This is a genomic window from Acidimicrobiia bacterium (assembly GCA_041393965.1).
In the GTDB taxonomy this organism is placed as follows: Bacteria; Actinomycetota; Acidimicrobiia; order Spongiisociales; family UBA5794; genus UBA5794.
Window position 1 is genome coordinate 142,908 of the sequence record JAWKJB010000003.1, and the last position, 26,560, is coordinate 169,467.

Sequence of the window (26,560 nt, forward strand, 5' to 3'; positions counted from 1 at the left end):
CCCTTCCTCCGACCTACTCCCTTGGTCCGACGGTGACCGACTCCTTGTCCGGATCGGTTGCCGCCGTGGCACCGTTCCCATTTCGTTTTCGGATCGCGAACCAACCACCGAGACCCAACAGTGCCAAGACGGCGATCCCGAAGGCGATCATGCCGAGCGGTGAGCCAGACGAGTCGTCGGCGACTCCAGGTGCGGCAACCGCGGTGAACGCGACGGTGAGCGAGTCGGTTTCGGTATCGCCGTAGCGGACAAGGGCGGTGAACTCGTAGTCTCCTTCTTGTGGGATTTCGATGTTGATGGGGAGGGGGAGTGCCGCGTCAGGCTGGACAAGGAACTGCTGGCTTTCGTAGGTGCTCACCGTGACACCGTCTTGGGTCAGTTCGCCGACCACCGTGCCGAGTACATCGACCTGGCCAGGATTCTGGATCGTCGCGGCGAAACCGGCGAGCCCACCGGCGTGTGCTTCGCCGGAAGGCTCCAGCGAGACGAAGGCCAGCACCTGGTCGAGGCTGCCGGCGGGATGAACCGTGAATTCGAGTTCCTCAGTTCCCAGATCGATTCCGGAGAAGTTCGTCGACAGGCTTGCGGTGTAGGCCCCGGGCTCGGCGTTCGAGGTGTCCCAACGGATTTCGAAGGTGGCCTCTTCACCGGGCAAGGACGGGACACTGGCGGTCGTTGTCGTCGAGATGGGGGAACCGTCTTTGGAGATGACCAGCGTGAACTCGGGTATGACCTGGGTGTTGCCTTCGTTCTCGATCACTGCATGGACGCGCGCCGGTACGCCGACTTCGGTGTCGCGAAGCGACACTCCGTGTAGCGTGGCAGCGATGATCTGGTCTCCCGTCACATCGATCGTGAACGGGATCTTCAGGCCGAGCCCGACGGAGAGCCCGTCTTCCGTGTCGGGAGGTGCGAGCCTTGCCCGCAAGACGCCCTGATAGGCGCGGTTCTCCGTGGACTCCGGTATGTCGATTCGGATGCCGACAGCTGCGCCGGTCCCGTCTTCGTCGAGGACTTCGGAGATCTCCGTGGCCCGGTCCTCGGGGTCGACGGCGGTCATCCATGCTCCTGCTTCGCCTTCGAAATCGAGTTCGAAAGGTGCCGCTACGCCGGTGTCGTTGTAGAAGGTGACCGTTCTGAACACGGTCGACCCACGCAGTGCGTTATCGATGTTTATCACGCCCGGCAGTGCCGAAACACCGGCGGCCAACGCTGGCGCCATGGCAACGGCAAGCAGAGCGGTCACCAATCCGACCAATCCAAGGCGTTTCACCCAAGTCCCCTCTCGTCGTTCGATCTATCCATCAACCGATCTCGCCAACCGTCTTCGACAACCCTACGCGACCCGGATGGGCCAGTCGACATCGGGGCTTGATCCTGCTCCGACGCCTTCGCGGTCGGTTGAGATTGAGATTGAGGTGGGTCGCCTGGTGCGGCGACCCACCTCAATCTCGCTACCGGTTGCTAACGGTCAGCTTTGGCTGAACCGAACATGTGGGGGATCCCAGATTCCGTGCTCATTCAAGCATGGGCTCCGGTACTCCTCACCGTTCGGTGTGTGGTGCCCGTACAGGAACAGGTCACCGCTGTAGTGACCGCCTGGCAGGCCGACCGGTGGATGGATCGACAGGTCGAGCTTGCCGACCTCGTTGGCGCAGAGCACTTGGTAGTACTCCCGCCCGAAGTGGGCTTCTTGGCCTGCGACGATCGGATCCCGGTATTCGAGGAAGTCGGGGTTGATCCCGAATGCCCCGTCGAACTCGGTGATCTTCTTCGTCGTCGGCTCTACCTCGTCCTCCCAATACATGGGGGTGAACTCGATACCGAGCGTCATGGCACCCGAACCGGTGTTCTTGACCGTCGGCCACGGGCTCTGTCCGCCCTCATCGAAGATGAGGTCGCCGTAGACCCAGTCAGTGCTGCCGGGGGTGACTGACTCCCAGTTCACCGAGTCGAAGTCGGCTTCGAGTTGGACGAAGCACAACACATTGATGTTGTTGGTCGTCATCGTTGTGAAGCCGAGGTAGGTCGCGTAGTTGTCGACCCTGTACAGACCGCACGGCTGATGCTTTGAGAGTCCGAAGGCTCCCTCGTACAGCCACAGGTCATTTTGCACGGCGCGAGCGATGATGCCCTGCTGGCTCGAGATCGTGGTGGGGTGAATCTGACCCGTCTGGTTCGATGCGGCGTACCACATGCTCCCCTGGCTCACATTCCACTCACCCGTTCCCTGGTTGAACGATGCTCCCAGCTCCTGGGGAGACCGGTCGCTGTGCTCGCCATGCACCTGGATCTTGAGGGACTCGTCCGGGTGGTAGATCTTCCAGAACACCGAGTCGACTGCCGAAACACTGGTGCTACCGCGAACGGCTGACCACAGCTCGATCCACTGCTCGGTGGGCTCGTCTTCGGCATTCGCCTTGACCTGGATGACTTCCCAGCCTTGCTCGTATTGCATGTTCGGGTCTTCACCGTGACATGGGAATCCGGCGTCGTTGTTGGGAGCATCGTCATCCGAGTACTGCATGCCGTTGTTCCAGTTGCCGTCACGGTCCGGCAATTCCCACTTACAGACGATCTCAGGATTGAGACCGTCGCCTCCGATGTCTGCTCCGGTGTCGACGGGATCAGCCGCCGCGGGTACCACGACGAGCATCGTGGCGAGCATCGCGAAGACGGCGAAGACGCCGAACCTCGCACTCCATTTCTTCTTCATTGTCTTCCTAACCTCCCTGACAGACTTGCCCTCGTCGATCCTGACCGGCGTTCCCCTTTCCGATACCAGCCGAATCACCCCTGTTGCTCCGCGCGAACAGCGGTCTCACTGTGACTGACCGTACGCGACGCGGGTGTCCGATTTGGGGGTCGAGGGCCAAAATGGCCGGTTCTGGTCAGTGAACTGACCGGTGGTTGGCTACTGGCTGCCGGTCAGGTCCTTGAGGAAGGCATTGGTGTCGACGAACCGCTCAGGGCACAGACTCCCGGAGGCGTGATTGACGATCGTGACCGCAGCGATGAAGTCCGAATCGTCCGGACTTGTCGGATTGCGGCCAGCGGTACGCGTGGTGACATCGACCACCGCGGCGACCGATCTGTCGATTGGCTCGGCGGCGTCTCTGGCCAGGCAGTAGAGATACCCGAGGTAGATCACCGCATCGTCATCGAGGACCGCGAAGGTGGCGCTGGCAATCGCCTGGGACGAGTCCTCATTCACGGCCGCGACGAAACGCTCCTCGGTATCCGAGCGGACCCGCAACCGGTCCGTGACGATGTCTCGCCGAAGCTCGACGCCCCCGAGGTGCGAGGCATCAAAGCTGTTCATGTAGTCGGCGAGGGGTCCACCGTCAGGTCCCTGCCGAGGTTCGGTGGTGGTGGTCGATCCGTTGCTACACGCGGCGACGGCAAGCGCAATGATGGAAATCGCTGCGACGCGGTTCCATGTCGTAGTCCTCATCGGGCTTTGACCCCGATTTCGTCGTTGATCGGTTCAACGCTTGGCTTCCGACCCGCCGTGCGAAGACTCAGGACCGCGAGGACGAGCCCGACCCCGATTGCGGCGATCGCGATCGGCACCAGGGCCCTGCCACCGCCAACGCTCCATTCGTAGATGATCGGATCGCCTGATGGATCGCCGCCACTCACCCACTGTCCCTCGATCGAGTAGGCACCTTCGGCTTCGATCGGGACGAAGAGGTCGACCGCGTCGGTGACACCCGGCCGTGCCGTGACATGAATCGACTCGACCGGTCCGGCGACCTCCCCGTCTCTTGACACCGAGCCAACGAACCGGGCATCGACCGGGCCCGTCCCAGCATTGGAGAAGGTGGCGACGAGGCGGGCAACGCCTCCCGGATCGGCTCGGTCGATCAGTTCGATCGTTCCGGGGATGATTGCTTGCGATCGGCCCCCTGCCGCGACCACTTCGACGGAAACGGTGCCTCGTGCCACCTCGACCTGGTCGAACCGCAGCACCAGATGCAGGCCGACTGTTTCCCCGACGGCGGCTGGTTGTTCGACGACCGCCACGAAGTCGCCCACACGACCCGGTGCGAGTTCGTCGAATTCTGTTCGCGATGTCGCGAGAGTTTCCGTGCCTTGCGTCAGGCTGAGTTCGAGGGTCGGGCGGACCCGGACGGTGCCGGTGTTGCGGACGGTCACCGCAACGGGCAGGTCGCTGCCTTCCGCGACGGTTTCGGGTACGGCGGCGACCTCGAGAGCGCCCGAGATGGCTGCGTCTCCGACGATCTCGATGCCAACAGGGACGATCACGGCTGCCTGGATCGGCGAGTCCGTCGTGAAGACCCTGATCTCGGCGACATAGACACCGTTGTTGACATCGGCGGGGGGGGTGACGGCAACTTCGATCGCCGCTCGGCCGTTTGCATCTGCCGTCACGACCTCGACGGGATCGTTCGACTCGGGACCCGTGAGCGTGATCCACGGGGCTGCTTGCCCCGTCACCGCGAGGTGGACAGAGGTCGCGGTTTCGGGGTCAGAGATGAGGGTGAGCGTCCTGGTGTCTGATCCGTCTCGGGTCAGGGTGAAGTCGAGGGATTCGGGGGCTGCACCCACGCCGTCCGCGAGGGCCGCGGAAGCAGCGAGCGAAACGGCGACGATCGTCGCGATGGCGATGCTCACGAGGACGGCCCGCGTCACGACTGCCCGCGGTTTGTCCGTGCGGTGTTCCCTGTCCCTTTCGCCAGTTGGATGAGCTCGGCTTGGGAGTGCACCTTCAGCTTCTTGAAGATGGCCTTGAGGTGGTTCCGGACCGTGTGCTTGGACACGCACAGTTCCGTTGCCATCGTCGTCACGCGGTGCCCCGCGAGGAGAAGCGCGAGTACTTCGGACTCGCGCTGGGAGAGGTCGTCGAGTCCCGGCAGGTGCCGGGCCTGCGGTTCGTTCGACAGGTAGCCGAGGGTCTCGACCTCGGCAGCGATGGACTTGATCGCCTTCTCGAGTTGGCGCGCACGCCCAAGACCATCATTGTCGTGGGCGTGAAACACCCACAGAACCGCGGCGATGGTGTCGCCCCCTCGCGTGGCCGGGACGAGATCCACGGGGACCCGGATGGCCTCACCCTCGCCGTCGACGATGTCGAAGTCGAAAGACAGGGATCCGTGGCGGAGGCGCCCCTGTTGCATCTTGTCGAGAATGCCGAGGTATTCGTCGCGCTTGTTGGGAGGGACAAAGGTGGGCGGGTCCGACGAACGACGAGGCGCGCAGGCATCGGAGCCAACCAGGTGATCCAGCGCAGGGTTGCTGTACAGCCTGACGCCGTCGAGGTCGGTCACCATGACGCCGTCGGAGATCACCGACAGCAACGCCTGGAGCGCTGCCTGATCGCGAACGGGGCCATCAGTCATCGAGTATCCGCGCGGCGGGATCTTGGGGCCTCGTGCGTGTCCGCATGGCCGCTTAAATCGCCAATGAATGGCGGATGAGGCTCCGGCACAAATGCCCTCCTGTTCGGTCGATGCCAGCGACATCGTCCTTGCCTATACCCAAGGCGCGTACGGTTCAGCCCTTCGCCGTACACCCCAAGTACTACGCACAGTGGTCGCCGCGTGCATGGGTCGATCGACCCATTCTTGGCTAGTGGCAGATCATTGCTGTCCGAACAACAGAACAACCTGGTTGGAGGCCGCAGCCAACGCGACCATGTCGGCAGCCTCGTGGGGGACCGCGACGAGTCCGGGTTCTCGCATCCCGAAGGGGTCATCGCGGGATGCCTCGACGACCCGGCCGACGACCCCGAACCCGTCAGCAAGGACGATCCGCACCGAGGCACCCGGTGTCGCCGCCGGAGGGACATCCATCGGAACCGTCCACCAGCCGATGGGGATGCTTGCCGCTGTCGAGAGGGCGCTCGCCACAATGGGTTCGCCGCGGTCGATCCGGGTCGCGGCCACGCCGGTGAGCTCGACCGCGGGGAGGAGGCCGACGGGTACCTGGCGCCACTCGATCATCGACGCCTCGATGACGGTCCCTCGCTCGATCGTCGTCGCAGCGAACGGTGCAGGTTCGGCTGCGCCTTTGGACAGATCCCACGCGAATGCTCCCGCGAGCAGCGCGACGGCGGCAAGCCAACGCAGGTACGGGGGACGCGACAGGACGAGCACAACCCGACCGTATCGCGCCACATCCACCGGGGGAAGGGGTCCGATCGGACCACCGACGGTTCCTACACTTGGCTGGTGGAACAAGCCGCTGCGATCGTTGTCTCGTACCTCGTTGGGAGCATCAGCTTCGGCATCATCGTCGCGTCGATGCAGGGCATCGACATTCGGGCCGTCGGATCGGGCAATCCGGGAACATCCAATGTCCTCCGCACCCTCGGGACGAAGTCGGCGGTGGTCGTCCTCGTCGGGGACGGCATCAAAGGCGCGGTGGCCGCGGGGCTCGGCGCTGTCTGGATCGGCGGAGACTTCGGGTGGGTCACGCTGTTCGCGGCCGTCGTCGGACACTCCTTCCCGCTGTGGCACGGCTTCAACGGCGGCAAGAGCGTTGCGACCGCGATCGGGGGAGTCGCCTACCTTGCCCCGTGGATCGGCGCGGTACTCGGCGTCGTGTGGTTCGCAGCGCTCGCCATCTGGAGGACCGCCTCGATCGGGTCTCTCGTCGTGATGGGGCTCCTTGTTCCCTTGGTCGCGTTGTCGGGCCGTTCGGGTGTGGCGATCACCTGGTCCGGTGCAACGGCAGCGTTCATCGTGATACGCCACATCCCCAACATCAGGCGGCTGATGAGCGCCACCGAACAACAGGTGCGCCCATGAGGCCACTCGAGGATGCCCGCGCCGATGTGCTTGGCGCCATGCGCCGCCTCCCAACCGAGATGGTCGCCGCACTGGTGTCCAAGGGCAGGGTCACCTCGGAACCCTGCGTCGCCAACGAGTCCGTTCCACCGTTCGCGAATTCGGCGATGGACGGGTTTGCCGTGAGGGCAGACGATGTTGCCCGCTGCCCGGTCAGCCTCACGATCAATGAGGATGTCCCGGCAGGTTCGGTTCCGACGGTTGCCGTCGGAGTAGGGACGGCGACGCGGATCATGACGGGTGCGCCGATGCCGGACGGGGCCGATGCGGTCGTCAAGGTCGAGGACACGCGTATCGACCGCGACGGTGCCGTGACGGTGCTGACGGCCGCAGACCGTGGCGCCAATGTGCGACCAGCTGGGGGCGATGTGTCGCAAGGGGATGTGGTGGTCGACGCTGGTGTTCGGCTCACGGCCCGGCACGCCGCAGCGCTTGCAAGTGCAGGGATCGCACCACGGGTATCGACGATGCCGGTGGTTGCGGTACTGTCAACCGGTGACGAGATCGTCGAACCGGACGCGTCCGATCTCGGTCCCGGCAAGATCCGCGACACGAACCGTGTCCTGCTGCTGTCGGTCCTCCGTTCGCTCGGTGTCGAGGCGGTGGATCTCGGCATCGTCGGCGACGATCCGGGCGCCCTTGCCGACATGTACCGGCGTGCCGCCGACACGGCCGATGTGATCGTGTCGACCGGTGGTGTGTCGATGGGGGACTACGACTATGTCAAGCAGGTCCTCGGCGACATGGGGTCCGTTGACTTCTGGAGGGTCGCTATGCAGCCGGCGAAGCCGTTCGCGTTCGGGTCGGTGAACGGTGTCCCGCTGTTCGGCCTTCCGGGCAACCCCGTGTCGACCTTCGTGGCGTATGAGCAGTTCCTGCGCCCAGCGTTGTTGCACATGATGGGCGCCACGGCCCTGCTCCGGCCGCGCATCGAAGCGGTGATGGGTGAGGACATCGAGACCGCACCGGACAAGGAGGTCTTCGTCCGGGTGATGCTCGCGACGGATCGGGGCGGGTCATTCGTTGCGGTCCGCTCGGGCGGTCAGGGTTCCAATGTGCTGTCGGCCCTCGCGTCCGCTGACGCGTTCGCGGTCGTCCCGGTCGGTGTGGGTACGCTGTCGGCGGGAGATCCGGTGATGTTGGAGATGTTCACATGGGACGAGAATCGGGCGCTCGATGGATGAGATGAACCATCTCGCCGATGACGGGACGGTGAGGATGGTCGATGTCGGCGCGAAGGCCGAGACGCAGCGCCGGGCGGTTGCCGTTGCTGATGTGGCCATAGAGGACTCCACGGCCGAGCGTCTCTTCGGCGGGGACCTCCCGAAGGGCGATGCGCTCGCCACCGTACGGATTGCGGCGATCCAGGCGACGAAGCGGACTCCGGACCTGATTCCGCTGTGCCATCCGTTGGCAATCTCGGGGGTGGATGTCACGGTCGAACGGTCGGCGTCGGGTGCGACGGTGACGGTTGATGTTCGTGTCGCGGGTAGGACCGGCGTCGAGATGGAGGCAATGACCGGGGCCGCCGTCGGTGCGCTTGCCCTGTACGACATGGTCAAGGGCATCGACCGGTCCGCTGAGATCGTTTCGGTCCGGTTGCTGCACAAGGCCGGCGGGCGGACCGGCGAGTGGCACCGTGACTGAACGGCGCGCCGGTGTGGTGACCGTTTCGAACTCGGCCGCTGCCGGCGCCACGGACGACCGGTCTGGCACGATCCTCGCTGAGGGCCTCGCCGACCTCGGATTCGATGTCGTCGAGCGGTCGGTGATCCCCGACGGGGTCGAATCGGTCGAGACCACGCTTCGCGACCTTGCCAGCCGCTGTGATCTGATCGTGACCACCGGCGGGACCGGGCTCTCCCCGACGGACCTGACACCCGAAGGCACTCTGCGTGTGGTGGACCGCCTCGTGCCCGGTGTCTCTGAGGCCCTGCGCGCCGATACCTTCGGAAAGGTCCCGTTCGGGATGCTGTCGCGGGGTGTGAGTGGACTCGCGGGCGCATGTCTCGTGATCAATCTCCCCGGCTCGCCCAAGGCCGTGTCGGAAGGCCTCGAGGTGATCGCCGGTGTGCTCGAGCACGCCATCGACCTCGCGACGGGAGAATTCGGACGCCACGACTGACAATGCCGTATCCTCCCGAGGTCGAATGAGTTGCCGATAGTTGGGCCTCCCGACCATCATGGGCCCGTAGGAGCCCGAAATACTTCGGATGATCACCGACCTTGCCTACGCTTTCAGGGCTGGCGGAGTAAGAGGAAACGCAACAGATGCCAATCGTGCTGTTCATTCTGGTTGCAGGATTGTGGGCTGCGTTTCTGCTCCCATCGTTCTTCGACCACCGCAGCCGAGCGCCCAAGGCGACGACCCGCGATTTCGCCCGCACAAGGGCGATGCTCGCCAATGTCGCCCAGTCCCAGCCGGACACCGATGTCTACATTCGGCGTCACGCGCAGGTTCGTCGGCGTCATGTGTTGATCGGTATGGGTGTCGCAGCGGTCGCGACCCTGGTGTTCGCCACTTGGACGGGGTCGCTGCCGTGGCTCTATGTGAACATCGCGGTCAACATCGGGATCGCGGTGTATGTCACCTTGCTGCTCACGATCAAGCAGCGACGGGAGCTCCAGCGCACGATCGTGACACCGATCACCGACGCCCCGCATCGCCCCCTTGCGGCCGTCCCGCTCCAGTCCACCTATGTGACCGACGAAGCGGCCACGGTGCGAGTCATCGCCGGGTAGCCGCGTCGCTGGACTCGTATTGCTGCGTTCAAGGGGATGTTTCGGTTTGCCGATCGTCCGTGCGACATCGACGATGCCGTGTTGTGAGCGCGCCGTAAGACTCGAAGGGCACCGATGATGTCGCTATGCCGCCGTTTATCGCACCTTCAGGTCGGTTCGTAGACTTGGTCGAGAAGGTTCACTCTCGGATCCCAAGGAGGTAGGTCCATGAGAGGGTCGCGGATGATGGTCGGAATCATCGTGCTGTCCGTGGCGATGTCGGCGTGTTCCGGCAGCGACGACGCAACAGGGGATGGCCCATCAGATGGAGCGGGTGGCGATCTGCCGGACAACTGCAGCTTGATCACCGAAGAGGAAGCAACCACGCTTGCCGGCTACGATCTCGAAGTCGGGGAGGACTCATTCCTTGGCTGCGGCTTCATCCCGCCCGGCGCCAATGTGGCTGACATCGTCGTGGCTACGGCGGTGAGGTCCGGGGGAGCGGCAGCCGTGGCAGCCGATGCCTATCCCAATGCCACGGAGGTCATCCCGGTGTCGGTGGGAGCCGACACGGTGGCGGTGACTTCACCCTCGGGTGAGTCGATCGCTGCCATCCTCACCACCGACGGGGATCGAGTTGTCGAATTGGGGATCATCTTCCTCCTCATCGACCCGACGGAGAGCTCCCGCATCGACGACGCTGCCGAACTGGCCGTGACCGCCTTGGGAAGATGGGGTGGCTGATACCCACAAGCACTGACTGGCACATCACGGATGCTCTGGGCGGGGGACCGTGCCCACCGTGTGGTATGAGGAGGGGCCCGTCGAAAGGCGCTGTCCCAGAATCCGCGGGCGATCGTGAGAGTGACGATGATGGCCGAGCCATCCGGCGACGACCCCTGCGTCGGTCATCGGGTTGAAGAACTCGTCCAACCCGAGCAGGATCGATACCACCGTGAATCCCAGGTGGAGGATCTCGTAGGCGACATTCGAGGGTCCGGTGCGCTGCGTGGTTACGGTCCTGACTGCCAGGTACTTGCCATACAGTTTGAGACATCGCCCGTGTGATGGGTGGCGACCGAGCGGTCGGAACCTATCCGAGGAGAAGGGACCGACGCATGGCAGGAGACAAGAAGCTTAGCGGACCAGACCTCCGAGTAGATGGGATCCCCGTTGACGAGGTGGCCGCTGGTGTGTTCAGAACGGGGCATTTCGACGGCAAGCCGGTGGTCATGGTCGGCTCAAAGGAGGGTGGTGTCCACGCGATAGGTGGGTCGTGCACCCACTATGGCGGACCGCTCGGCGACGGGTTGTGCATCGACGGGGAGATCCGTTGCCCGTGGCACCACGCCGCCTTCGATGTCTCCACGGGTGAGGCCGTGGGCGCACCGGCCCTCAATCCGATTGCCACCTACGAAACCGCCGAGCGTGACGGCCGCATCTTCGTCACCGGACCGAGAGAGGTCATGTCGCCAGACCGCACGCCGCCATCTCCTCCCGAGTCCGTGGTGATCGTCGGGTCGGGCGCTGCTGGCGCTGCTGCTGCCGAGCAACTCCGGGCGCAGGGCTACAAGGGCCCGATCGCACTGATTGGGCAAGAGCCACCTGTCGACCGACCCAATGTGTCCAAGGACTATCTCGCCGGGACCGCACCCGAGGAGTGGATGCCACTGCGCTCGTCGCAGTTCTACGCCGATGCAGCTATCGACCTCGTCATAGGCGGCCGAGTCGATTCGATCGATTCCGAGACGCGGACCGTCCGGCTCAACGATGGTGAAGAGCTGTCCTATGGTGCGCTCCTGCTCGCCACCGGAGCCGAACCCCGACGCCTCCCTGTTCCTGGCGCCGACCTGGTTCATGTCCACTATCTGCGAACGCTCGACGACAGCAGGGCCATCATCGCTGCCCTCGACAATGTGAGACAGGCGGTGGTGGTCGGCGCCGGGTTCATCGGTCTCGAGGTGGCAGCCTCGCTCCGCCACCGAGACATCGATGTCGCGGTGGTGGCCCCGGAGGAGATCCCGCTCGCCCGCCTCATCGGGGAAACCCTGGGCCGGTTCGTTGTTGAACTGCATCGGGAACATGGCGTCCAGTTCCACCTGGGTCGTGGCGTCACCGGGATCGAGGAGGACTCCGTGGTACTCGACGACGACACAAGGCTCCCCGCCGATCTCGTGGTGGTGGGGATCGGGGTCACGCCGCGAACCGGACTGGCCGAAGCAGCAGGGCTCGCCGTCGACAACGGCATCGTCGTCGACAGCCACCTCCGCACGAGTGACGCGAACATCTGGGCCGCTGGAGATGTCGCTCGCTACCCTGGACCGGACGGGAGACCGGTACGAGTCGAGCACTGGGTTCTGGCAGAGCGGCAGGGCCAGATCGCAGCTCGCAACATGCTGGGCCACGACATTGCCTTCACTCAGCCGCCGTTCTTTTGGAGTCAGCACTACGACATCCCCATCAATGTCACCGGACACCTCGACGACTGGGATGAAGAGGTGGTCAACGGTGATCCCCATCAACGGGATGTCCTGGTCGGCTACCGGAAGGCGGGACAGGTGACAGCGGTCGCCTCCATCTATCGAGACCGAGACAGCCTCCGCGCTGAACAGGCGCTCGCCACCGGCGACCAGCAAGCCCTTGCCGCGCTCGTTGACCGATAGAGATATCACGCACCGAAGTCGTTTCGACCCACAGCAAGGTCGAGCCGGCAAACGATGAGATCGTTCTGTCGGTTGCGCCGATCGACGGCGCTGTTGCACTTGCAGGGAGCGCAGCTGACCGCCCTTCGCTGCCTCTGTCGGAATCACCTTTCGGCCTATGCCCGCGCTTGCCCCACAACGGCCAAACTCCCGACCCCGACGCCGGACCGGCCGGAGCTTTGCCAGCAACCTCACACATCGACCCGACCGCCCGGGTACGGCAGGCAGTCCCGAATGGCTGGCGTCAGACGACTGTGCGACCCAACCCGCGGTACCATCCAGAGTTCTCGGGGGTGTAGCTCAGTCCGGCAGAGCGCCACGTTCGCAACGTGGAAGCCACGGGTTCAAATCCCGTCACCTCCACCACACGACGACCGGTCGATGCGCAATCCGATTCTGTTCCACACGTGTGCGTCGCAGTCTCGGCTCGTGGGATGGGGTTGACGAGCGGTCAGAGCTCCAGATCACCTCGTCCGCAATGTTGGGGCCACGGCTTCCATTCCCGTCTGCTCCAAGCACATGTGAAGACGCACCTACAGGTGAAGCCAGAACCTGTCCGCACATGCCCGTGAGGCGGGTTCTCGCTTCTCGAGGCAACTGGACATCGGAGGCTGCCGACAGAGCGCGGACAGTGATCGATAGCCCCTTGACCGTATCTGCAATCGAGATACAATGGATTGCATGAAGGGAACAAGAACCGTCGGTTTCTCGATAGCAGAGGCGGATTCGAAGCGCCTTGAGCGTCTGACCCGCATCTTTGGGCAGGGCAACCGGTCCCAGTTTCTGCGCGTTGCGATGGACGAGATGGAGCGAATCGAGCGCGCGGAACGTCTCAAGCGGCTACAGGCCTATGGCGCCGAACGCGCAGCATCTCTCGATGCTCCAATCACTGCAGTCGAAGCCGTCCGCGAGGTTCTCAAGAGCCGCCGATAGATGCCCGGCAGGTCAATCCCCGTCGTGTTCGATGTGAACATCTTCATCGGGGCAGTCACAGAAACGGGCGGGTCCTTTGCCTCGTGGCCCTCACCGCCGCCTGTGCGAGGGAATCTTGCGGCGAACGCCGTCGGAATCGTCAACGATGCTCGGGAGTTCGCTCTCTATGTGTCAGAGCACATCCTCGTCAATGTCATTCGAGTACTCCAGGACAAGTACCGATGGGATGCCGATAGGGCGGCGGAGTATGTGTCGGTGATTGTCGACATTGCCTACGCAAGCGGAGGCGGTGAAGTGAGTCCCACGAACACGGTGACTGACTGTAAGGACTTCGAAGACAACCGAATCCTTGAATGCGCCGAATCAGCGGGCGCGATGCTCATTGTCTCTGACGATACAGATCTTCTGTCAATGAGCCCCTGGCGTGGCACTCCCATCATCACCGCTGAGGACTTCGCAAGGCGAACCGATGCATCTCGTCGCTGATTCACCTCCGTTTGGGGGTTGATGGTCGTCCAAAGGTCTTCGAGCGCCGCGTTCGCAACGGGGAAGCCACGGGTTCGGGTCCCGTCACTCCACCAGCCACGGCGAACCCCGATCCACGGTAGCTGCCCGAACTCGTGCAGAGCACCGCCCAGATCGAAACCTCATCGTACGCTGAGGAGGCAGAATCGCAGGTAGCCGAATACATCGTCAATAAGCGATATCATCACCGCATGGCGATACATGTGGAAGACCGTTCGGATCGGGAGGTCGGCGCCAAGTTGTTCCGTGGTCTTGGCGACGGAACGAGACTTGCGATTCTGCAGATACTGGCGTCGGGTGAACATCGTGTCGCCGACCTGGTAGAAGCGTTGGGCTCCTCCCAGTCCAATGTCTCAGCCCATCTGGCCTGCCTGAAGCGCTGTGGCCTCGTCGAGGACCGCCCCGAGGGGAGGGCGGTCTTCTACAAGATCGCCTCCAATCGCGTGTTTCCGCTCCTCGAAGCAGCCGAGTTGTTGCTGGCTGATGTTGGCCAACAGGTCGACCTGTGCCCGGTTCACGCGCCCGGCGGCAACGGAGCATGACGGCTCCAGCCATCGGTGATCTGCGCCGCCGCGGACTTCGGCTCGAGTACCTGACCATCGGATGGAACATCGTCGAAGCGGTGATCGCCGTCGCCGCCGGGGTGGCGGCGAGCTCGATCGCCTTGATTGGATTCGGGTTCGATTCGACCATCGAGGTGGCTGCAGCTTCCGTCGTGGTGTGGCAGTTCCGCTCCGAAGTGCGCGGAGGAGTCGACGAGGATCGCGAGCACCGAGCCCTGAAGATGATCGCAGTCACCTTCTTCGCCCTCACCGCCTATGTCGCCCTCGAAGCGGTCCGAACCCTCGTCACCCAACACGCCCCCGAAACATCAACGGTCGGGATCGCCCTCGCGGCAGTGTCTCTCGTCGTCATGCCCGTCCTTGCATGGTACAAACGACAGACCGCGCTGCGAATGGGAAGCGCAACACTGCTCGCCGACGCCGCCGAAACCTTCCTGTGCGCCTGGCTGTCGGCAATCCTTCTTGGCGGTCTCGTGTTGAACGCGACTTTGGGCTGGTGGTGGGCAGACCCGATCGCCGCGCTAGGCATCGCCTACCTCGCCGTCCGGGAAGGGCTCGAAGCATGGAGAGGCGATCACCACGACCACTAGCCCCGACCTTTCACGGGTGCCGCGGTGGGGTTCGGACAGATGCGAGTCTTGCAACCCGTCGCGCCAATGTGGCATAGTTATGGCATGGCACGCATACGAGTGAGTACCACGGTCGACGAGTCACTCTTGAAGAACGCGAGGAAACTCAGGTCGAATCTCAACGACGCCGCCCTGCTGGACGAAGCGCTCACCGCGTTGGTGGCAAGACATCGCGCCGCCGAGATCGATGCAGGGTACGGTGTGTACGACGAACATCCCCTCGATGAGGCAGACGCATGGGGTGACCTGGCTTCCTTTCGAGAGGCGGCGGCCTCCTCGTGAACGATCTGCCAGCCAGGGGAGAGGTGTGGTGGTGCGAACTGCCCGGAATCGGTCGCCGCCCGGTCGTGGTTCTTTCACGAGACGCCGCGATCCCTCGACTTCGACGGGCACTCATTGCGCCGTGCACAACGACCGTCCGAGGGCTTGCGAGTGAGGTGCTCCTCGAGCCTGGCGACGATCCGATCCCGCGTCGGTCTGCTGTCAATCTCGATTCGGCAGAAGGTGTCGCGGTTGGGACGCTGACGGATCGACTTGGCAGGTTGAGTGACGGCCGCATGCACGAGGTGTGCGCAGCCCTCGCGGTTGCCGTCGATTGCAACAACTCGTAGTCCGAACGAACGGGGGATACGCACTCCGGTCGCTGCGCGTCTTTCAGGGTTCCTTCAGGCCCGACCCGTATGGTGGCCACATCGTTCGACTCACCAGAAAGGACCGCGCGATGCATCGACGAGTCGCCATCGTTTCGATCCTGGCCCTCCTCGTCCTTTCGGCCTGCTCAGGTTCGGCCGTTGATTCCACCGGACCGGATTCCACCGGATCGACCGGGGACCTTCCCACGACAACCGTCTCGGATATGGGCCCGGGCTCCCCCGATCCAACGCTGCCGCCGTCGGGCGGCGGCTCTGACTGTGAACCGGACCGCATCTGTGAGATCGAATACGAACCGACCGTCGTCCCCGTCGAAGGGTATGGGCTCGAAGAGATCGTTGTCGATGGCGAGACGGCTTTCGTCACGACCGACGACGGGGCTGTGCTCGCCATTGACCTGACCTCTGGTGCCGTGGACGGCATCTTCACGCCGGATTCCGACGCAGTCGATGTCACGGTCGCCGACGGAGATCTCTGGGTCCTGACCCTCGACGGTCCCGTGTTCGTCGACCGTTCGACGATGGAACCCGCCGTGTCCGGCACCCTTCCACCCGTGGCCACAGGATCGCACCTCACCGTGACCGGGGACGCCGTGTGGGTCACCACGGCTGGCACGGGAGATGTCGCACGGTTCAATCGGACAACCGGCGAGTTCGAAACCGTGATCACGGACTATCCGGACTTGGTCGCACCAGGATCGCCGCGCATCGTTGCGGTCGACGGCTCGATCTACACGATCAACGAGTACGACGGCATCGTCCTTCGCATCGACCCGGCCTCGAACACGATCATCGACCGATTCGACGACCTCGGCTACGAAGCGGAATCCAACGACAGCGGCACCACATCGATTCTGGCGAGGGGCCCCGAGTCGATCGGATACTTCGACGGGAGCGTGTGGGTGCTGTCGGATTTCGTCAACCCCGAGGGATCCTTCGTGTCGGGGAACGCCACGGCTTACACCATCGACCCAGCAAGCGGCTCCGTGTCACGGACCCTCGACCTCGTAGGCGATCCCCTGACCGAAGCGGCATTCGTGGTGACCCCGGACGCGCTCTGGTACATCGAGTACACCTCCTACAACCTCATCCGGGTCGACCGCGCGACCGGGCTCCAGCACCGTATCCGTGCGGGCTTCTCATCCGGGTACAACGCGGCGATCAGCGGTGGAACCATCTGGGTGACCACCGACGGGGCCCTCCTCGCGGTCGACACGGCCCAGGTACAGGCAGCGGTATCGTGACATCCCTCGTCATCCGCCTCCACGACGGTGATCCAGACGAGCTGCGCGGCACCCTCGAACGCCCAGGCGAGGCTGCACGGCCGTTCCGCAACGCGCAGGAGCTTCTCGACCTGATCGCGAGTTACCGGCGTTCCACGACATCGCCAGGAAACGGCGCAGGTTCGACATCGAGCTCAGTCATCCGGCCAACATAGGTCCCATAGAGCCTCCGGGCGGTACCGCGTCTTCCGGTCCGTTCCATCGCCCCGATCAGGCCCATGTGGGCGGATTCGTCGTAGGGATCGCGCTCGAGCATGCGCAGGTACCTCCGAGCCGCGGCGTCGTCGTCGCCTGCGTGCTCGGCGATCTCGGCGAGACGAGAAGCAATCGCCATGTACTCCGACCTCGCCTCTTCCCGCAACAGGATCGCCCAGTCGGCATAGGGCTGTTCTTCGAGAAAGTCACCGACATACACGAGCTCAGCGGCCACATACGCGGCCGCGGCGTCGTCGAGGCTCCCGGAACGGTCCAGACGATGTCCGAGGGCCGCCTTGTCGAGGAAGACTTCGACATCGACCGTCACATGCTCGCGAACGAGCATCACCGTCTCGCGATCGGCACGCAAGTAGTAGTCCTGGTCGTGTATCCGGGCGGGATCGAAGATCTTGCGGATCGTCGTCAAGGCGACCGAGAGTCGGTTTGTCGTGCGGGCAGGATCGTCGTCCGGCCACAATCGCTCGATCAGCACCTCGCGGTGGATCGGACGGAACCGGTTCGCGATCAGCATCCAGACAACCTCGCGTGCAACGCGCGACTGCCAGGCAGACAGGGGCACTTCTGCTCCTTCGACGACAACCGCGAAGCCGCCAAGGGTGCGAATCGTCAACCCGCGCGCCTCTTCCCGAGTAAGGGTTTCGGCGAGGTTCGCGGCTCGCAGGGCAAGACCGGACGCACCGTTGCGTCGAAGCATCGATGCGGCCGAACGGGCTCGGACCACTCCTTCCCGCCCACCATCGAGTCCGGCAAGGGCAAGATCAACGCGGCCGATCCCAACCGGGACCGAGAGTTCCACCCACAATGCTCGCGCCTTGGCCAGGTCGGACCTCGCGTCGGGCGCATCGGGGATCGCTGCTGAAAGTTCGAGCGCTTCGGCAAGGCCAGCGGCGTCGTTACGGACTGCTGCGGCTTCGGTCGCCTCGACCGCGTAGTTCCGTGCCCGTTCCAGGTCACCGCCGTGGAGGTTGGCGTAGCCTGCCGCCACAAGCGCGGAAACTCGTCCCATCACAGAATCGATGCTCGTCGCCTCATCGGCGAGCAGTCGGGCCGTATCGGGGTCGGACTCTGCGACAAGCCGGGCGAGACCGGCGAGTGCGGGAACGAGTGCTTGGAGGTCATGCTGTTCCCGAGACAGCGTGATCGCTTCCCGGTACCGGTCTGCCGCCCGTGCCGTGTCGCCACGATCGGTATACACCTGGCCGAGGTGCACGAGCGGATAGGCTTCCAGGCGGGAGCCGAGGTTTCGGAAGATCCGGCGTGCCTCGACAAGGTCCGCGACGGCCTCTTCGAGTTTGCCGAGCTGCCCGTTGACCTGGGCACGGTTGGAAAGGGTCATCCCGCGCCAGAGCACGAATCCGGTGACCTGTGCGAGCCGCAGCGCGATGTCGAGTTCATCGAGCGCCGCGCCGTAGGCCCCCTCCTCGAGGAAATGCGAACCGCGGTTGGAACGGATGCGGATCGTCTGCACCACATCGTTCGCCTGCTCTGCGAACTCGAGGGCACGCAGATAGTGCCGATCGTTGCCTTCCCGGTCTCCATCGAGTGCCGCAACCATCGCGAGCACCGTATGTGCCGTTGCCATGGCTGACGCATCCGCTGATCCCTTGGCCCGCTCAAGTGCGGATTTCGCGAGTTCGCTCGCACGATCGCGTTCCCCACGGAGCCAGTAGGCACTGGCGAGCCAGCCGAGCAGCGCCGCTTCCGCGGGATCCGTGTCGTCGACGAGCATCCCACGCTCATACACACCGATCGCCGTTTCGAGGTCCCCACGCATGTGGTACAGGAACCCGAGGTGTCTCGCCGCTGTCGCCGAGATCGGACCCTCCGCTGGCAGGACATCGCCATAGCGACGGATTGCCCCCTCCCAATCACCGAGCATCTGCACGACCTGAGCTTCGAGGATGGTGATCTCGGACGGGATCGTTCCGTGTGGAAGCGACTCGATCGCGTCGAGCACCTGACGAGCACCGCCCGTGGCGACGATGGTCGACCCGGCCTCGCGCAGCAGCTCCACCAGCCCGTCGGCATCCCCTGCCGCGACGAAACAGCCGAGTGCCTCGATGTCCGAACCCGATCCGCGATACCACCGAGCAGCGCGAGCGAGCAATCGGGCTTGCTCCTCGGCAGGCACCGGGTGCCGGGCCGCAACGAACTCCCCGACAAGGGGGGAAACGGTTGAGCGTTCCCGAGCGTCACGCATCGGAACGAGCCACGGGGACCCCAATGCAACAAGGGCCCTCACCGAAGACGAATCGGTCCCCAGCGCAGTGAGCAACTCGGGGGTGAACCAGGGGAGCAGCGACACGACGCGCAGGGCGTCGATCGTCGACGGGTCCTCGCCGACGAGTGCCTCTTCGGCGAGGTAGTCGAGCAGGACCGCTCGGCCGTCATCGGGTACTGCTGGCAGTGCGGGGTCCTTGCCGGCGATCCGGACCGAGAGGGCCGTCGGAGCCGGCCAACCCCCGGTGAGTTCCATGATCCCGTCGACAACCGCCGGAGCGCCCCCCCCGCCCTCGACGAGGGCCGCAACCTCATCACGCGTGAACAACAGATCCTCGGCGGTGATGTGGAGCATCGTCCCCGACACGGCCAGGCGCGACACGGGGAACGGGAGCGGTGCTCGGGACGCGGTGACGATCCGGAGCCGTTCCGGAGCGAGGCGGCACAAGGCGGCGATGAAGGCAACGCTGTCGCCTTCATCACCGAGGGCATGGACATCGTCGAACACGAGCACGAGGTCGCGTTCGATGTGGCTTTCGAGGTCCTCAGCGAGGGTTCCCGCGATGGCGATCGGACGGTTCGACTCCGATGCCGCGTCGGGTCCCCACGCGCCCTCCACGGCCGCTATGAGATCCGTTGACAGTGTGGGGACGAGGAGCCTGAGGCCCCTGATGACGCTCCGGGCAAGCAACGGGAACGAACGGTCTGCCTCCGTCAGCGTGTGCCACACGGCATTGCGCTGCGCGAAGCACTGCGTCAGGAGAGTCGTCTTGCCGAATCCCGCTCCGGCCGTGAGCACGGTCAGGCGACCGAGCGATGCCGCGTCGAGCTGGCGTTCGAGCCTTTGGCGTCGCAGCGGTCCCCGATTGTCGAGCCTGGTCATGCCTACCTGATGTTGCAGCGCGAACCCTACCGGTGGTCGACCGTTGCCGACGGTGGAATCGTACGACCGTGCTCTTTTCAGGCGACCCGAAGGGCGCTCTGATAAGTTGACGGTGCCACAAACGGGGCCACCAGTGGGTGCCACGAGACGAAAGGCCGTGCATGGGTCGGCGATTGGCCATCATCGCTTCAATCATGCTTGCCGGCATGGTGGTAGCGGCATGCGGGACCTCATCATCGGCGCCGAACGACGGACCGGATGCGGTCGGTGGCGCACTCCAAGGGGGATGGGAGGCCGTGTTCGACATCGCCGACGACGGCACGGTGCCACTCGATGCTGCGCTTGCGGCATTCAGCATTGCGGTGGGTCCCCTGCCGGATGTGACGGTTCCCGACACCCACGCAGTCGAATCCGAATCGGGGACACCGGCGGTCAACGCGGTCCTTGCACATTGGGATGGACTCACCGCCGACCAGCAGGGCGCCGTGACCGCCTACCTCGACGGTGCCGGTGAGCCGTCGGAGGCGGGGATCGTCCCTTCTGGTGGTTTCAACGGAGCGGCAGACGCCGACGAGCAGGCAATTCTCGGGGTGATCGAACAGGCGAAGTCCAACATCGCGGCACAGCTCGGCAGGGATCTGACCGTCGACATCGAGCTGCGCATCGCACCGAAGCTCACCGGTGAAGCCCCTGCCTACATGGTCGGTGTCGATACCGCCAAGGGGCACTTCGGGGTCATGGCCAAGTGCGTCATCGTCGTCACCGCAGAGGGAATCCCGATCATGAACGAGATCACCGGCGGGGTGCCGTCGAATCGTGTGGTGCATCTGATCACGCATGAAGTGTTCCACTGTTTCGAAGCCGACGCCGTGCCCCCGCTCGCGGAGTTCGCGACCCGTCCGAACTGGGTCACGGAAGGTCTCGCCGAGTGGGCTGCGGCGAACTTCTCGGGAACGGCGGGTGAGTACTCGTGGCGATCCTGGCTCGAGGTCCCGACAGCGAACTTGTTCACCCGCATGTACAGCGCCATCGGGTTCTGGGCACATCTGCAAGAACACGGCGCATTCGTGTGGCAGACGATCGACCCTGTCCTTGCCGCAAAGGGAAGCGAAGCGGCATACGCGGTCGCGATCGGCGCCGCCGACGCGACGGTCCTGCCCACATGGGGTCCGGGCGCGTACCGGGATCCCACCCACGCTCCCGAATGGGACCAGGACGGTCCGGCCATCCTGCCATACAAGTATCCGGCGATGACGACCCAGCCAACCATCAACGCCGGGGATTCGTGGAGTGTCACGGTGGATCGCCTGGAGGCCAACACATGGGACACGGACCTGGGGGCCGAAGTCGCGGTGGTGGCCACATCGGGTCCAGGGATGATGCTGCTCGCCGACGACACGCAGCTCACCTTCCCCGGCAGTGAAACCCTGTGCACCATTCCCGGCGGATGCACCTGCCCGGATGGCAGCCCGGGAGCGTCGGCGGTGTTTCGTGTCGTTTCGCCCGGACCTGCCCGGATCGGCCTTACCGGGGACCTGTCAGGGACGACACTCACGATCCTCGGGCAGTCGCTCGACGCCTTCTGCAACGAATCGCCGCCCCTTGACCCGTGCCTTTTCGGGACCTGGTCAAGCACCGGGTACTCGGCAACGGGTCAGGAGGTCCTCACCGGCACCGGTGTCGGCATCACGCTCATCGTGGACCCGTCAGGGGAGGGGTTTGTCGACTTCGCAGGTCACACGCCGGTGATTGCGCGTGTCACCGAGCCAACAGCGCCGTGGGTTCGTGTCCTCCAGACGGGGCGGGGGTGGCTGACGCTCGCCCCCGCCGGTCCCGGTCGGGCCGCGATCGTCGGCGGGGTGGCCGACGAATACTCGGCAAAGGCCCAGGTCGATCTCGGGGGTGGATGGATGGACGCCGGTCCGGGGATCTCGACTTCCGGCGGGGCGGTGTCGCCTGGGTCCCAACTCGCGTGCGAAAGCGGCGGCATGGTGTTGCACGCACCCGGTGACATCTCCCGGTATCGATTCACGAAATCGAACACCCCGGAAACCGAGATACCCCCCGAGCCGCCCGATGCGGAACCGATCCCCGGCTCAGGTGGGTCCTCCAGTGGGACCCCAGACGGCCCCGGCGAGACGCCCCCACCCCCTGACTGGGGACTGGCCTACAACGCGTGCTCGCTCCTGACCCCCGACGAGATCGCCAAGCTCGGTGACCCAGATTCGATTCCCACGGCCGAAGACGACCTTTCGAGCCAGTTCTTCCACCAGTGCTCGATCTTTGGCGCTGCAACGGTTCAGATCACCCCGCCGTCGTCACCGGCGGCCGTCAAAGTGCAGGCGGAAGCACTCGATTCGCAGTACGAGGAAGTGTCCGGCGTGGACGACTGGGCCGTTGTCGTCGTCGATGACGGGGTCCTGTGGATCTCGGGGGGCAACGCTTTGGGCACCGTCAGCATCTTTCCGTGGAACCACATCGATCCGGACACACCGGCGTTCGACACCCTCGTCGAACTTCTGAAAGCGGCCCTGTCCCGCCTCTGAACACCCGGTTTAGATCCCTCGACGGTGTGGCCGGTCTCCCATGACAACCCGCTGATGATCGGGTGGTTCGCTCGCCTCGACCGCCGTTCTCATCTTGCCTCCGCTGCTTCGCGGGCCTTGCCGGCCGTGGCCGTGAGCAGGTCCGCACCACGACTGACGAGCTTCGAAGTTTCGCCGTGCACGACTTGGGCAAGCCCCTCAACCTGGCGGATGAAGCGGGGGCTGCGCTTGAAGCGTCGGCCGATCTGTTCGTAGGTTTCCCCTTCGGCTCGCAAGGCAGCGACTCGGCGTGCGATCGGGCTGGGGCCGGACTGCTCCGGTGTCGGGGTGCGGTCGAACTCTGTCCAGGCGACAAGGCGTCTCACATAGTCGGGACTTCGGCGGAAGCGTGTTGCGATCTCGGGCGTCGCGATGCCGTCGCGGCGCATCGCAAGCACCCGCCGTTCGATGGGACGAAGATACTCAGCTGTGACCACGGTGCGGTCCTTTCTGTCGCACAACCCCGAATCTACCGCGGTGTCCACCCGCCAAAGACGCGACCTGTGAGCACGCCACCAGGATCATCGTGATCGTGGCCCTCGATCCTCCTCGGCGAACGAGCAGACCGCCGAGTCGGCGAAAGGCAGGGTCTTGGGCGGTTCGGTCCTCGACGGGATACTGTTGGGACGAGGTGGTGACGAGATGAGGGAACGCCCATGACCATGCTGGTGACGGCCCCACCGCGCATCCTGATGCTCTCGCTCCACGGGTATGTCGCTGCCGAGCCGGAGCTCGGGCTGCCTGACACGGGCGGCCAGGTGGTGTTCGTGCTCGAGCTCGCGAAGCAGTTCCGTGACCTTGGCTACATCGTCGATATCGTGACGCGTCGTTTCGAGGACCAACCCGAATTCGACGACATGGGCCCGAACCTGCGGGTCTGGAGGGTTCCATTCGGGGGACCGCAGTTCCTCCGCAAGGAGGACATGCACGACCACATCGGGGAGTTCGTGCAACGGTTCATCCCCGCCGTCCGAGACGCCCAGATCCGATACGACTTCATCAACTCCCACTACTGGGATGCCGGACATGCCGGTCAACGGATCTCAGAAGAACTCGGCGTGACCCACATCCACACCCCTCACTCGCTCGGATCGTGGAAGCGGGACGACATGGCAGGTGATCAACAGGAGATCGAGTCGAACTACCGCTTCGATGAACGGATTCGCAAGGAGTTCCTCATCTACCGGCGGTGTGATCGGGTGATCGCCACAACCAACCAACAGGTCGAAGTGCTCACCGACGCGTACGATGTGCCCGAAACCCATATCGAGATGATTCCGCCTGGGATCGACGAGGGGCGTTTCACACCGATCACCGACGCCGAACGCAGGGCTGTGAGGCGACGGTTGAAGTTCCGCAAGCACGATGTGTACACCGTCGGGCGCGCCGCAGCGAATAAGGGATACGACCTGCTGATTCGAGCACTCCCGGAGCTGCGCGAGCAGGTCTCCGATGCCCGCCTTCAGCTCGCGGTGGGCGCCAACTCGAGTGAGGACCGCAGGCGGGTCGCGTCATGGCAGGAGCTCGCATCGACCCTCGGTGTCGACGAACACATCACCTGGCGTGGCTATGTCGACGACGACGACATGGTCGCCCACTATCGGGCTGCGGCCGTGTTCGCCTTGCCGTCGAGATACGAGCCGTTCGGCATGACGGCGGCCGAGGCAATGGCGTGTGGGACGCCGTGTGTCGTGACCGTCCACGGCGGTCTCGAGGAGATGTTCGACTTCGGCTCCCACGCGCTGTTCGCTGATCCGAAGCGGCCACGCGAATTCGCCGTGATGCTGTCGATGCCTCTCCGCTACCCGCAGCTTCGGAAACGCCTCTCGATCGCAGGGGCACGGTTCGCTCGTCGCATGTTCGGATGGCACAGCATCGCGCGAAGAACCCTGGTTGCGTTCGACCACGCACGCGGCCAGCATGACGTCTCGATGATCGAGTCGACCTGACGGGTAGCTCACGGTTCACTTCCCGCTGATCGCCGTCGGGTCAAGGTCAGGGAATGCACCCGGATCCGCATCGAGATGCAAGGTGGCGTAGGCGTGCACATACGACGCAGCGCTCCACGCCTGATGTGCCTTTCCCATGGGGCGCCCGGTCTGCCCGTGAAGCCACTCGTTGAATTCCCAATCACCGCGTAAGCCGATCCGGCAGGCCTCGGCGAGGCTCGCAAGCTCGCGGTGGGCAAGCTCGACCCTTCCGGTCGCGGCAAGGAACCTGATCCACAGCCCACCGATGAATGGCCAGATCCCGCCGTTGTGGTAGTGGTGCGTGATGTTGAGGAAGTTGACGAGGAAGTAATCCTTCCAGTCGTCGGCTCCCGAGGCGATCGGCGGATACAGGCAGGTCACCGGGAAGGGACTGTTTGCGCCGACACCCCACAGAAAGGTGAACAGGCGGTCGAGTTTGCGTTCGTCGAGGAGTCCACCGAGCGCCGCGAGCAGGTTGGCATAGACATCACAGCGCCAGCCATAGTCGAACGGCGTGATCTGGCTCAACAGGTAGTACGCCTCGCCCGGTGAGAATTTGCCCGATTGGGCGCCCGCGATCTCCATCAGCTGTTCGCCGCTCGGCCAGAACTGATCGAGAATGATGCCGCGGACACGGTCGGCTCGTGCCGCCCAATCACTGCCATGGCGTCCCAGACCGTCGAGCAGCACAGCGGTATCGCGACATGCCTGCCCCCACAGCACCTCGTCGTACAACACATTGTACGAACGGGGGAAGATGTCCATCCAGTCTGACGACTCGGGGATCTCGATGAGTCCATCGTTGTTTGCATCGTGGGCCGCGAGCCACGCCATTGCACGCTCGACCGGGACAGCGATCTCCTCAGCGAAGGCACGGTCGCCGGTGTGGAAGGCGAGGCGCACCGCGCCGATGACGAACCAGATCACCGAATCGATGCTCGCGATACCGCCGATTCCCGAATAGTCGGGGCGTTCATCTGCGAGGCGAACATTGCCAGGGATCTGCCCCGCTGGGGTCTGATGCCTTGCGAGCACGCGAATTGTCCGCCGGAAGGTGTCGATCAGGTCGGTGTTATCGAGACAGAGGGTCCACAGCCCAGCGATGACGCCGTCGCGTGCCCACACGGCGGCATAGTTGGCGTCATGGGAATTGAGGAGGTTGTCCTTCGCAGAAGCGGCCGTGAACCCGAGTTCGGTTGTGTTGCGTGCAAGGGTGTCGCGTGCAGCGCGGAACGCCGTTTCGCAGATGTCGCGCGTGGCCGTGGTGGCACCACCATGGAGTTGGAGCTCATCGAATGCCGCGATCAGACGACTCTCGTCGACCGTGGCGCGGCGAGCGTCATCGGTGACGAAGCCAGCATCAAGGACGACGGCTCGGTCGAGGTGTTCCCTGATGGTCGTTGTGCTGCCGAGGATGCAGTAGACATGGGACCACGGGATGAGGAGACCTTCCGCGATGTGTTCGAGGGCATCGTCGAGCCCGGCTCTGTCCGATGGCGACGGCCACTCCTCGACCCGAACGGCCCCCGGAAAGCGGGTGATCGACGGGGCGTCCCGGTCGATCACATAGTCCGGTGTTGGGAGGCCAGGCACATCCGCCTTGCCGACATAGACGAGGATCGTGTCCCGGCGCATCGCCGCGATACGATCAGCAAGACGATTCCACGCCGAGGACGAATCGGTGTCGAGCATGTCGACATCGATTGCGATGAGGCGTTGTGTCGGGTCTGGCCCAGTCGGCGTGGGTGTCATCGGTGTTCCCGCATCAGGGGAAGGATGGCTGTCATCGTGATCGGAACCAAGGACCAGATCGAGTCACAAGCTGCTGTATCGGCATACGGTTGGCCCTTGGCTGGCATATGAAAGGA

25 protein-coding genes and 1 tRNA gene are annotated in these 26,560 nt (G+C 64.2%); 17 read left to right on the top strand and 9 right to left on the bottom strand.

All coding sequences use genetic code 11. The features are described from left to right. Positions 1-13 precede the first annotated feature (13 nt). The 6 genes from R2823_09395 to R2823_09420 form a co-directional block, all read right to left on the bottom strand. Complete coding sequence (locus tag R2823_09395; protein ID MEZ5176403.1) at positions 14-1,273, bottom strand: hypothetical protein; 1,260 nt, start codon at positions 1,271-1,273, stop codon at positions 14-16. A gap of 198 nt (positions 1,274-1,471) precedes the next feature. Then, positions 1,472-2,716, bottom strand: coding sequence for a hypothetical protein (locus R2823_09400; GenBank protein ID MEZ5176404.1), 1,245 nt, complete (start codon positions 2,714-2,716; stop codon positions 1,472-1,474). Positions 2,717-2,914: 198 nt separating this feature from the next. Continuing rightward, on the bottom strand, positions 2,915-3,454 hold the full coding sequence (locus tag R2823_09405) for a hypothetical protein (protein MEZ5176405.1): 540 nt from the start codon (positions 3,452-3,454) through the stop codon (positions 2,915-2,917). Beyond that, positions 3,451-4,656, bottom strand: a complete 1,206-nt coding sequence (locus R2823_09410) for a hypothetical protein (GenBank protein MEZ5176406.1) — start codon at positions 4,654-4,656, stop codon at positions 3,451-3,453. Before R2823_09410 ends, R2823_09405 begins: the two co-directional genes overlap by 4 nt. Then, positions 4,653-5,363 carry a LuxR C-terminal-related transcriptional regulator gene (locus tag R2823_09415; GenBank protein ID MEZ5176407.1) on the bottom strand — a complete coding sequence of 237 codons (711 nt, stop codon included), beginning with the start codon at positions 5,361-5,363 and terminating at the stop codon, positions 4,653-4,655. Before R2823_09415 ends, R2823_09410 begins: the two co-directional genes overlap by 4 nt. Positions 5,364-5,603: 240 nt before the next feature. Continuing rightward, a complete protein-coding gene (locus R2823_09420; GenBank protein ID MEZ5176408.1) occupies positions 5,604-6,119 on the bottom strand; it encodes an SAF domain-containing protein in 516 nt (171 codons plus the stop codon). Positions 6,120-6,194: 75 nt separating this feature from the next. Here R2823_09420 and R2823_09425 point away from each other — a divergent pair, with 75 nt between their 5' ends. The 15 genes from R2823_09425 to R2823_09495 all read left to right on the top strand — a co-directional run bounded on the left by R2823_09425 (position 6,195) and on the right by R2823_09495 (position 16,779). Next, on the top strand, positions 6,195-6,773 hold the full coding sequence (locus R2823_09425) for a glycerol-3-phosphate acyltransferase (GenBank protein ID MEZ5176409.1): 579 nt from the start codon (positions 6,195-6,197) through the stop codon (positions 6,771-6,773). Next, a complete protein-coding gene (locus tag R2823_09430; GenBank protein ID MEZ5176410.1) occupies positions 6,770-7,996 on the top strand; it encodes a molybdopterin molybdotransferase MoeA in 1,227 nt (408 codons plus the stop codon). Before R2823_09425 ends, R2823_09430 begins: the two co-directional genes overlap by 4 nt. Then, entirely contained in the window at positions 7,989-8,459 is a 471-nt protein-coding gene (gene moaC / locus R2823_09435) for a cyclic pyranopterin monophosphate synthase MoaC (GenBank protein MEZ5176411.1), read from the top strand. The genes R2823_09430 and moaC overlap by 8 nt, the downstream gene beginning before the upstream one ends. Continuing rightward, the gene (locus R2823_09440) at positions 8,452-8,937 is read left to right on the top strand and encodes a MogA/MoaB family molybdenum cofactor biosynthesis protein (GenBank protein ID MEZ5176412.1); all 486 of its coding nucleotides are present in this window, start codon (positions 8,452-8,454) and stop codon (positions 8,935-8,937) included. Before moaC ends, R2823_09440 begins: the two co-directional genes overlap by 8 nt. Positions 8,938-9,083: 146 nt before the next feature. After that, positions 9,084-9,554 carry a hypothetical protein gene (locus tag R2823_09445; protein MEZ5176413.1) on the top strand — a complete coding sequence of 157 codons (471 nt, stop codon included), beginning with the start codon at positions 9,084-9,086 and terminating at the stop codon, positions 9,552-9,554. Between the two features lie 207 nt (positions 9,555-9,761). Further along, positions 9,762-10,277 (top strand): hypothetical protein, encoded by a 516-nt coding sequence (locus R2823_09450; protein MEZ5176414.1) that lies wholly within the window; start codon positions 9,762-9,764, stop codon positions 10,275-10,277. Between the two features lie 374 nt (positions 10,278-10,651). Continuing rightward, on the top strand, positions 10,652-12,196 hold the full coding sequence (locus tag R2823_09455) for an FAD-dependent oxidoreductase (protein MEZ5176415.1): 1,545 nt from the start codon (positions 10,652-10,654) through the stop codon (positions 12,194-12,196). Between the two features lie 328 nt (positions 12,197-12,524). Next, positions 12,525-12,601: transfer RNA gene (locus R2823_09460), tRNA-Ala, on the top strand. Positions 12,602-12,916: 315 nt separating this feature from the next. Continuing rightward, on the top strand, positions 12,917-13,168 hold the full coding sequence (locus R2823_09465) for a hypothetical protein (GenBank protein ID MEZ5176416.1): 252 nt from the start codon (positions 12,917-12,919) through the stop codon (positions 13,166-13,168). Next, on the top strand, positions 13,169-13,654 hold the full coding sequence (locus R2823_09470) for a PIN domain-containing protein (protein ID MEZ5176417.1): 486 nt from the start codon (positions 13,169-13,171) through the stop codon (positions 13,652-13,654). 230 nt (positions 13,655-13,884) lie between these two features. After that, on the top strand, positions 13,885-14,235 hold the full coding sequence (locus R2823_09475) for a metalloregulator ArsR/SmtB family transcription factor (GenBank protein MEZ5176418.1): 351 nt from the start codon (positions 13,885-13,887) through the stop codon (positions 14,233-14,235). Continuing rightward, a complete protein-coding gene (locus R2823_09480) occupies positions 14,232-14,846 on the top strand; it encodes a cation transporter (GenBank protein ID MEZ5176419.1) in 615 nt (204 codons plus the stop codon). Before R2823_09475 ends, R2823_09480 begins: the two co-directional genes overlap by 4 nt. A gap of 84 nt (positions 14,847-14,930) precedes the next feature. Then, a complete protein-coding gene (locus R2823_09485; GenBank protein ID MEZ5176420.1) occupies positions 14,931-15,167 on the top strand; it encodes a DUF2191 domain-containing protein in 237 nt (78 codons plus the stop codon). Further along, entirely contained in the window at positions 15,164-15,496 is a 333-nt protein-coding gene (locus tag R2823_09490; protein MEZ5176421.1) for a type II toxin-antitoxin system PemK/MazF family toxin, read from the top strand. Before R2823_09485 ends, R2823_09490 begins: the two co-directional genes overlap by 4 nt. Positions 15,497-15,606: 110 nt before the next feature. Then, on the top strand, positions 15,607-16,779 hold the full coding sequence (locus tag R2823_09495) for a hypothetical protein (GenBank protein ID MEZ5176422.1): 1,173 nt from the start codon (positions 15,607-15,609) through the stop codon (positions 16,777-16,779). 121 nt (positions 16,780-16,900) lie between these two features. Here the strand turns inward: R2823_09495 and R2823_09500 are convergent, their stop codons facing one another. After that, positions 16,901-20,137: a tetratricopeptide repeat protein gene (locus R2823_09500; protein MEZ5176423.1), complete on the bottom strand. Its 3,237-nt coding sequence runs from the start codon at positions 20,135-20,137 to the stop codon at positions 16,901-16,903. A 161-nt stretch (positions 20,138-20,298) separates the two neighbouring features. Between R2823_09500 and R2823_09505 the strand changes: the two genes are divergently transcribed. Then, a complete protein-coding gene (locus tag R2823_09505; protein ID MEZ5176424.1) occupies positions 20,299-22,683 on the top strand; it encodes a hypothetical protein in 2,385 nt (794 codons plus the stop codon). Between the two features lie 89 nt (positions 22,684-22,772). On the opposite strand, the gene R2823_09510 is transcribed toward R2823_09505, so the two are convergent. Beyond that, the gene (locus R2823_09510) at positions 22,773-23,159 is read right to left on the bottom strand and encodes a hypothetical protein (protein ID MEZ5176425.1); all 387 of its coding nucleotides are present in this window, start codon (positions 23,157-23,159) and stop codon (positions 22,773-22,775) included. A 219-nt stretch (positions 23,160-23,378) separates the two neighbouring features. On the opposite strand from R2823_09510, the gene R2823_09515 reads away from it, so the two are divergent. Then, positions 23,379-24,671 (top strand): glycosyltransferase, encoded by a 1,293-nt coding sequence (locus tag R2823_09515; protein ID MEZ5176426.1) that lies wholly within the window; start codon positions 23,379-23,381, stop codon positions 24,669-24,671. Between the two features lie 15 nt (positions 24,672-24,686). Here the strand turns inward: R2823_09515 and R2823_09520 are convergent, their stop codons facing one another. Further along, positions 24,687-26,444, bottom strand: a complete 1,758-nt coding sequence (locus tag R2823_09520; protein MEZ5176427.1) for a glycoside hydrolase 100 family protein — start codon at positions 26,442-26,444, stop codon at positions 24,687-24,689. Positions 26,445-26,560: the final 116 nt, after the last annotated feature.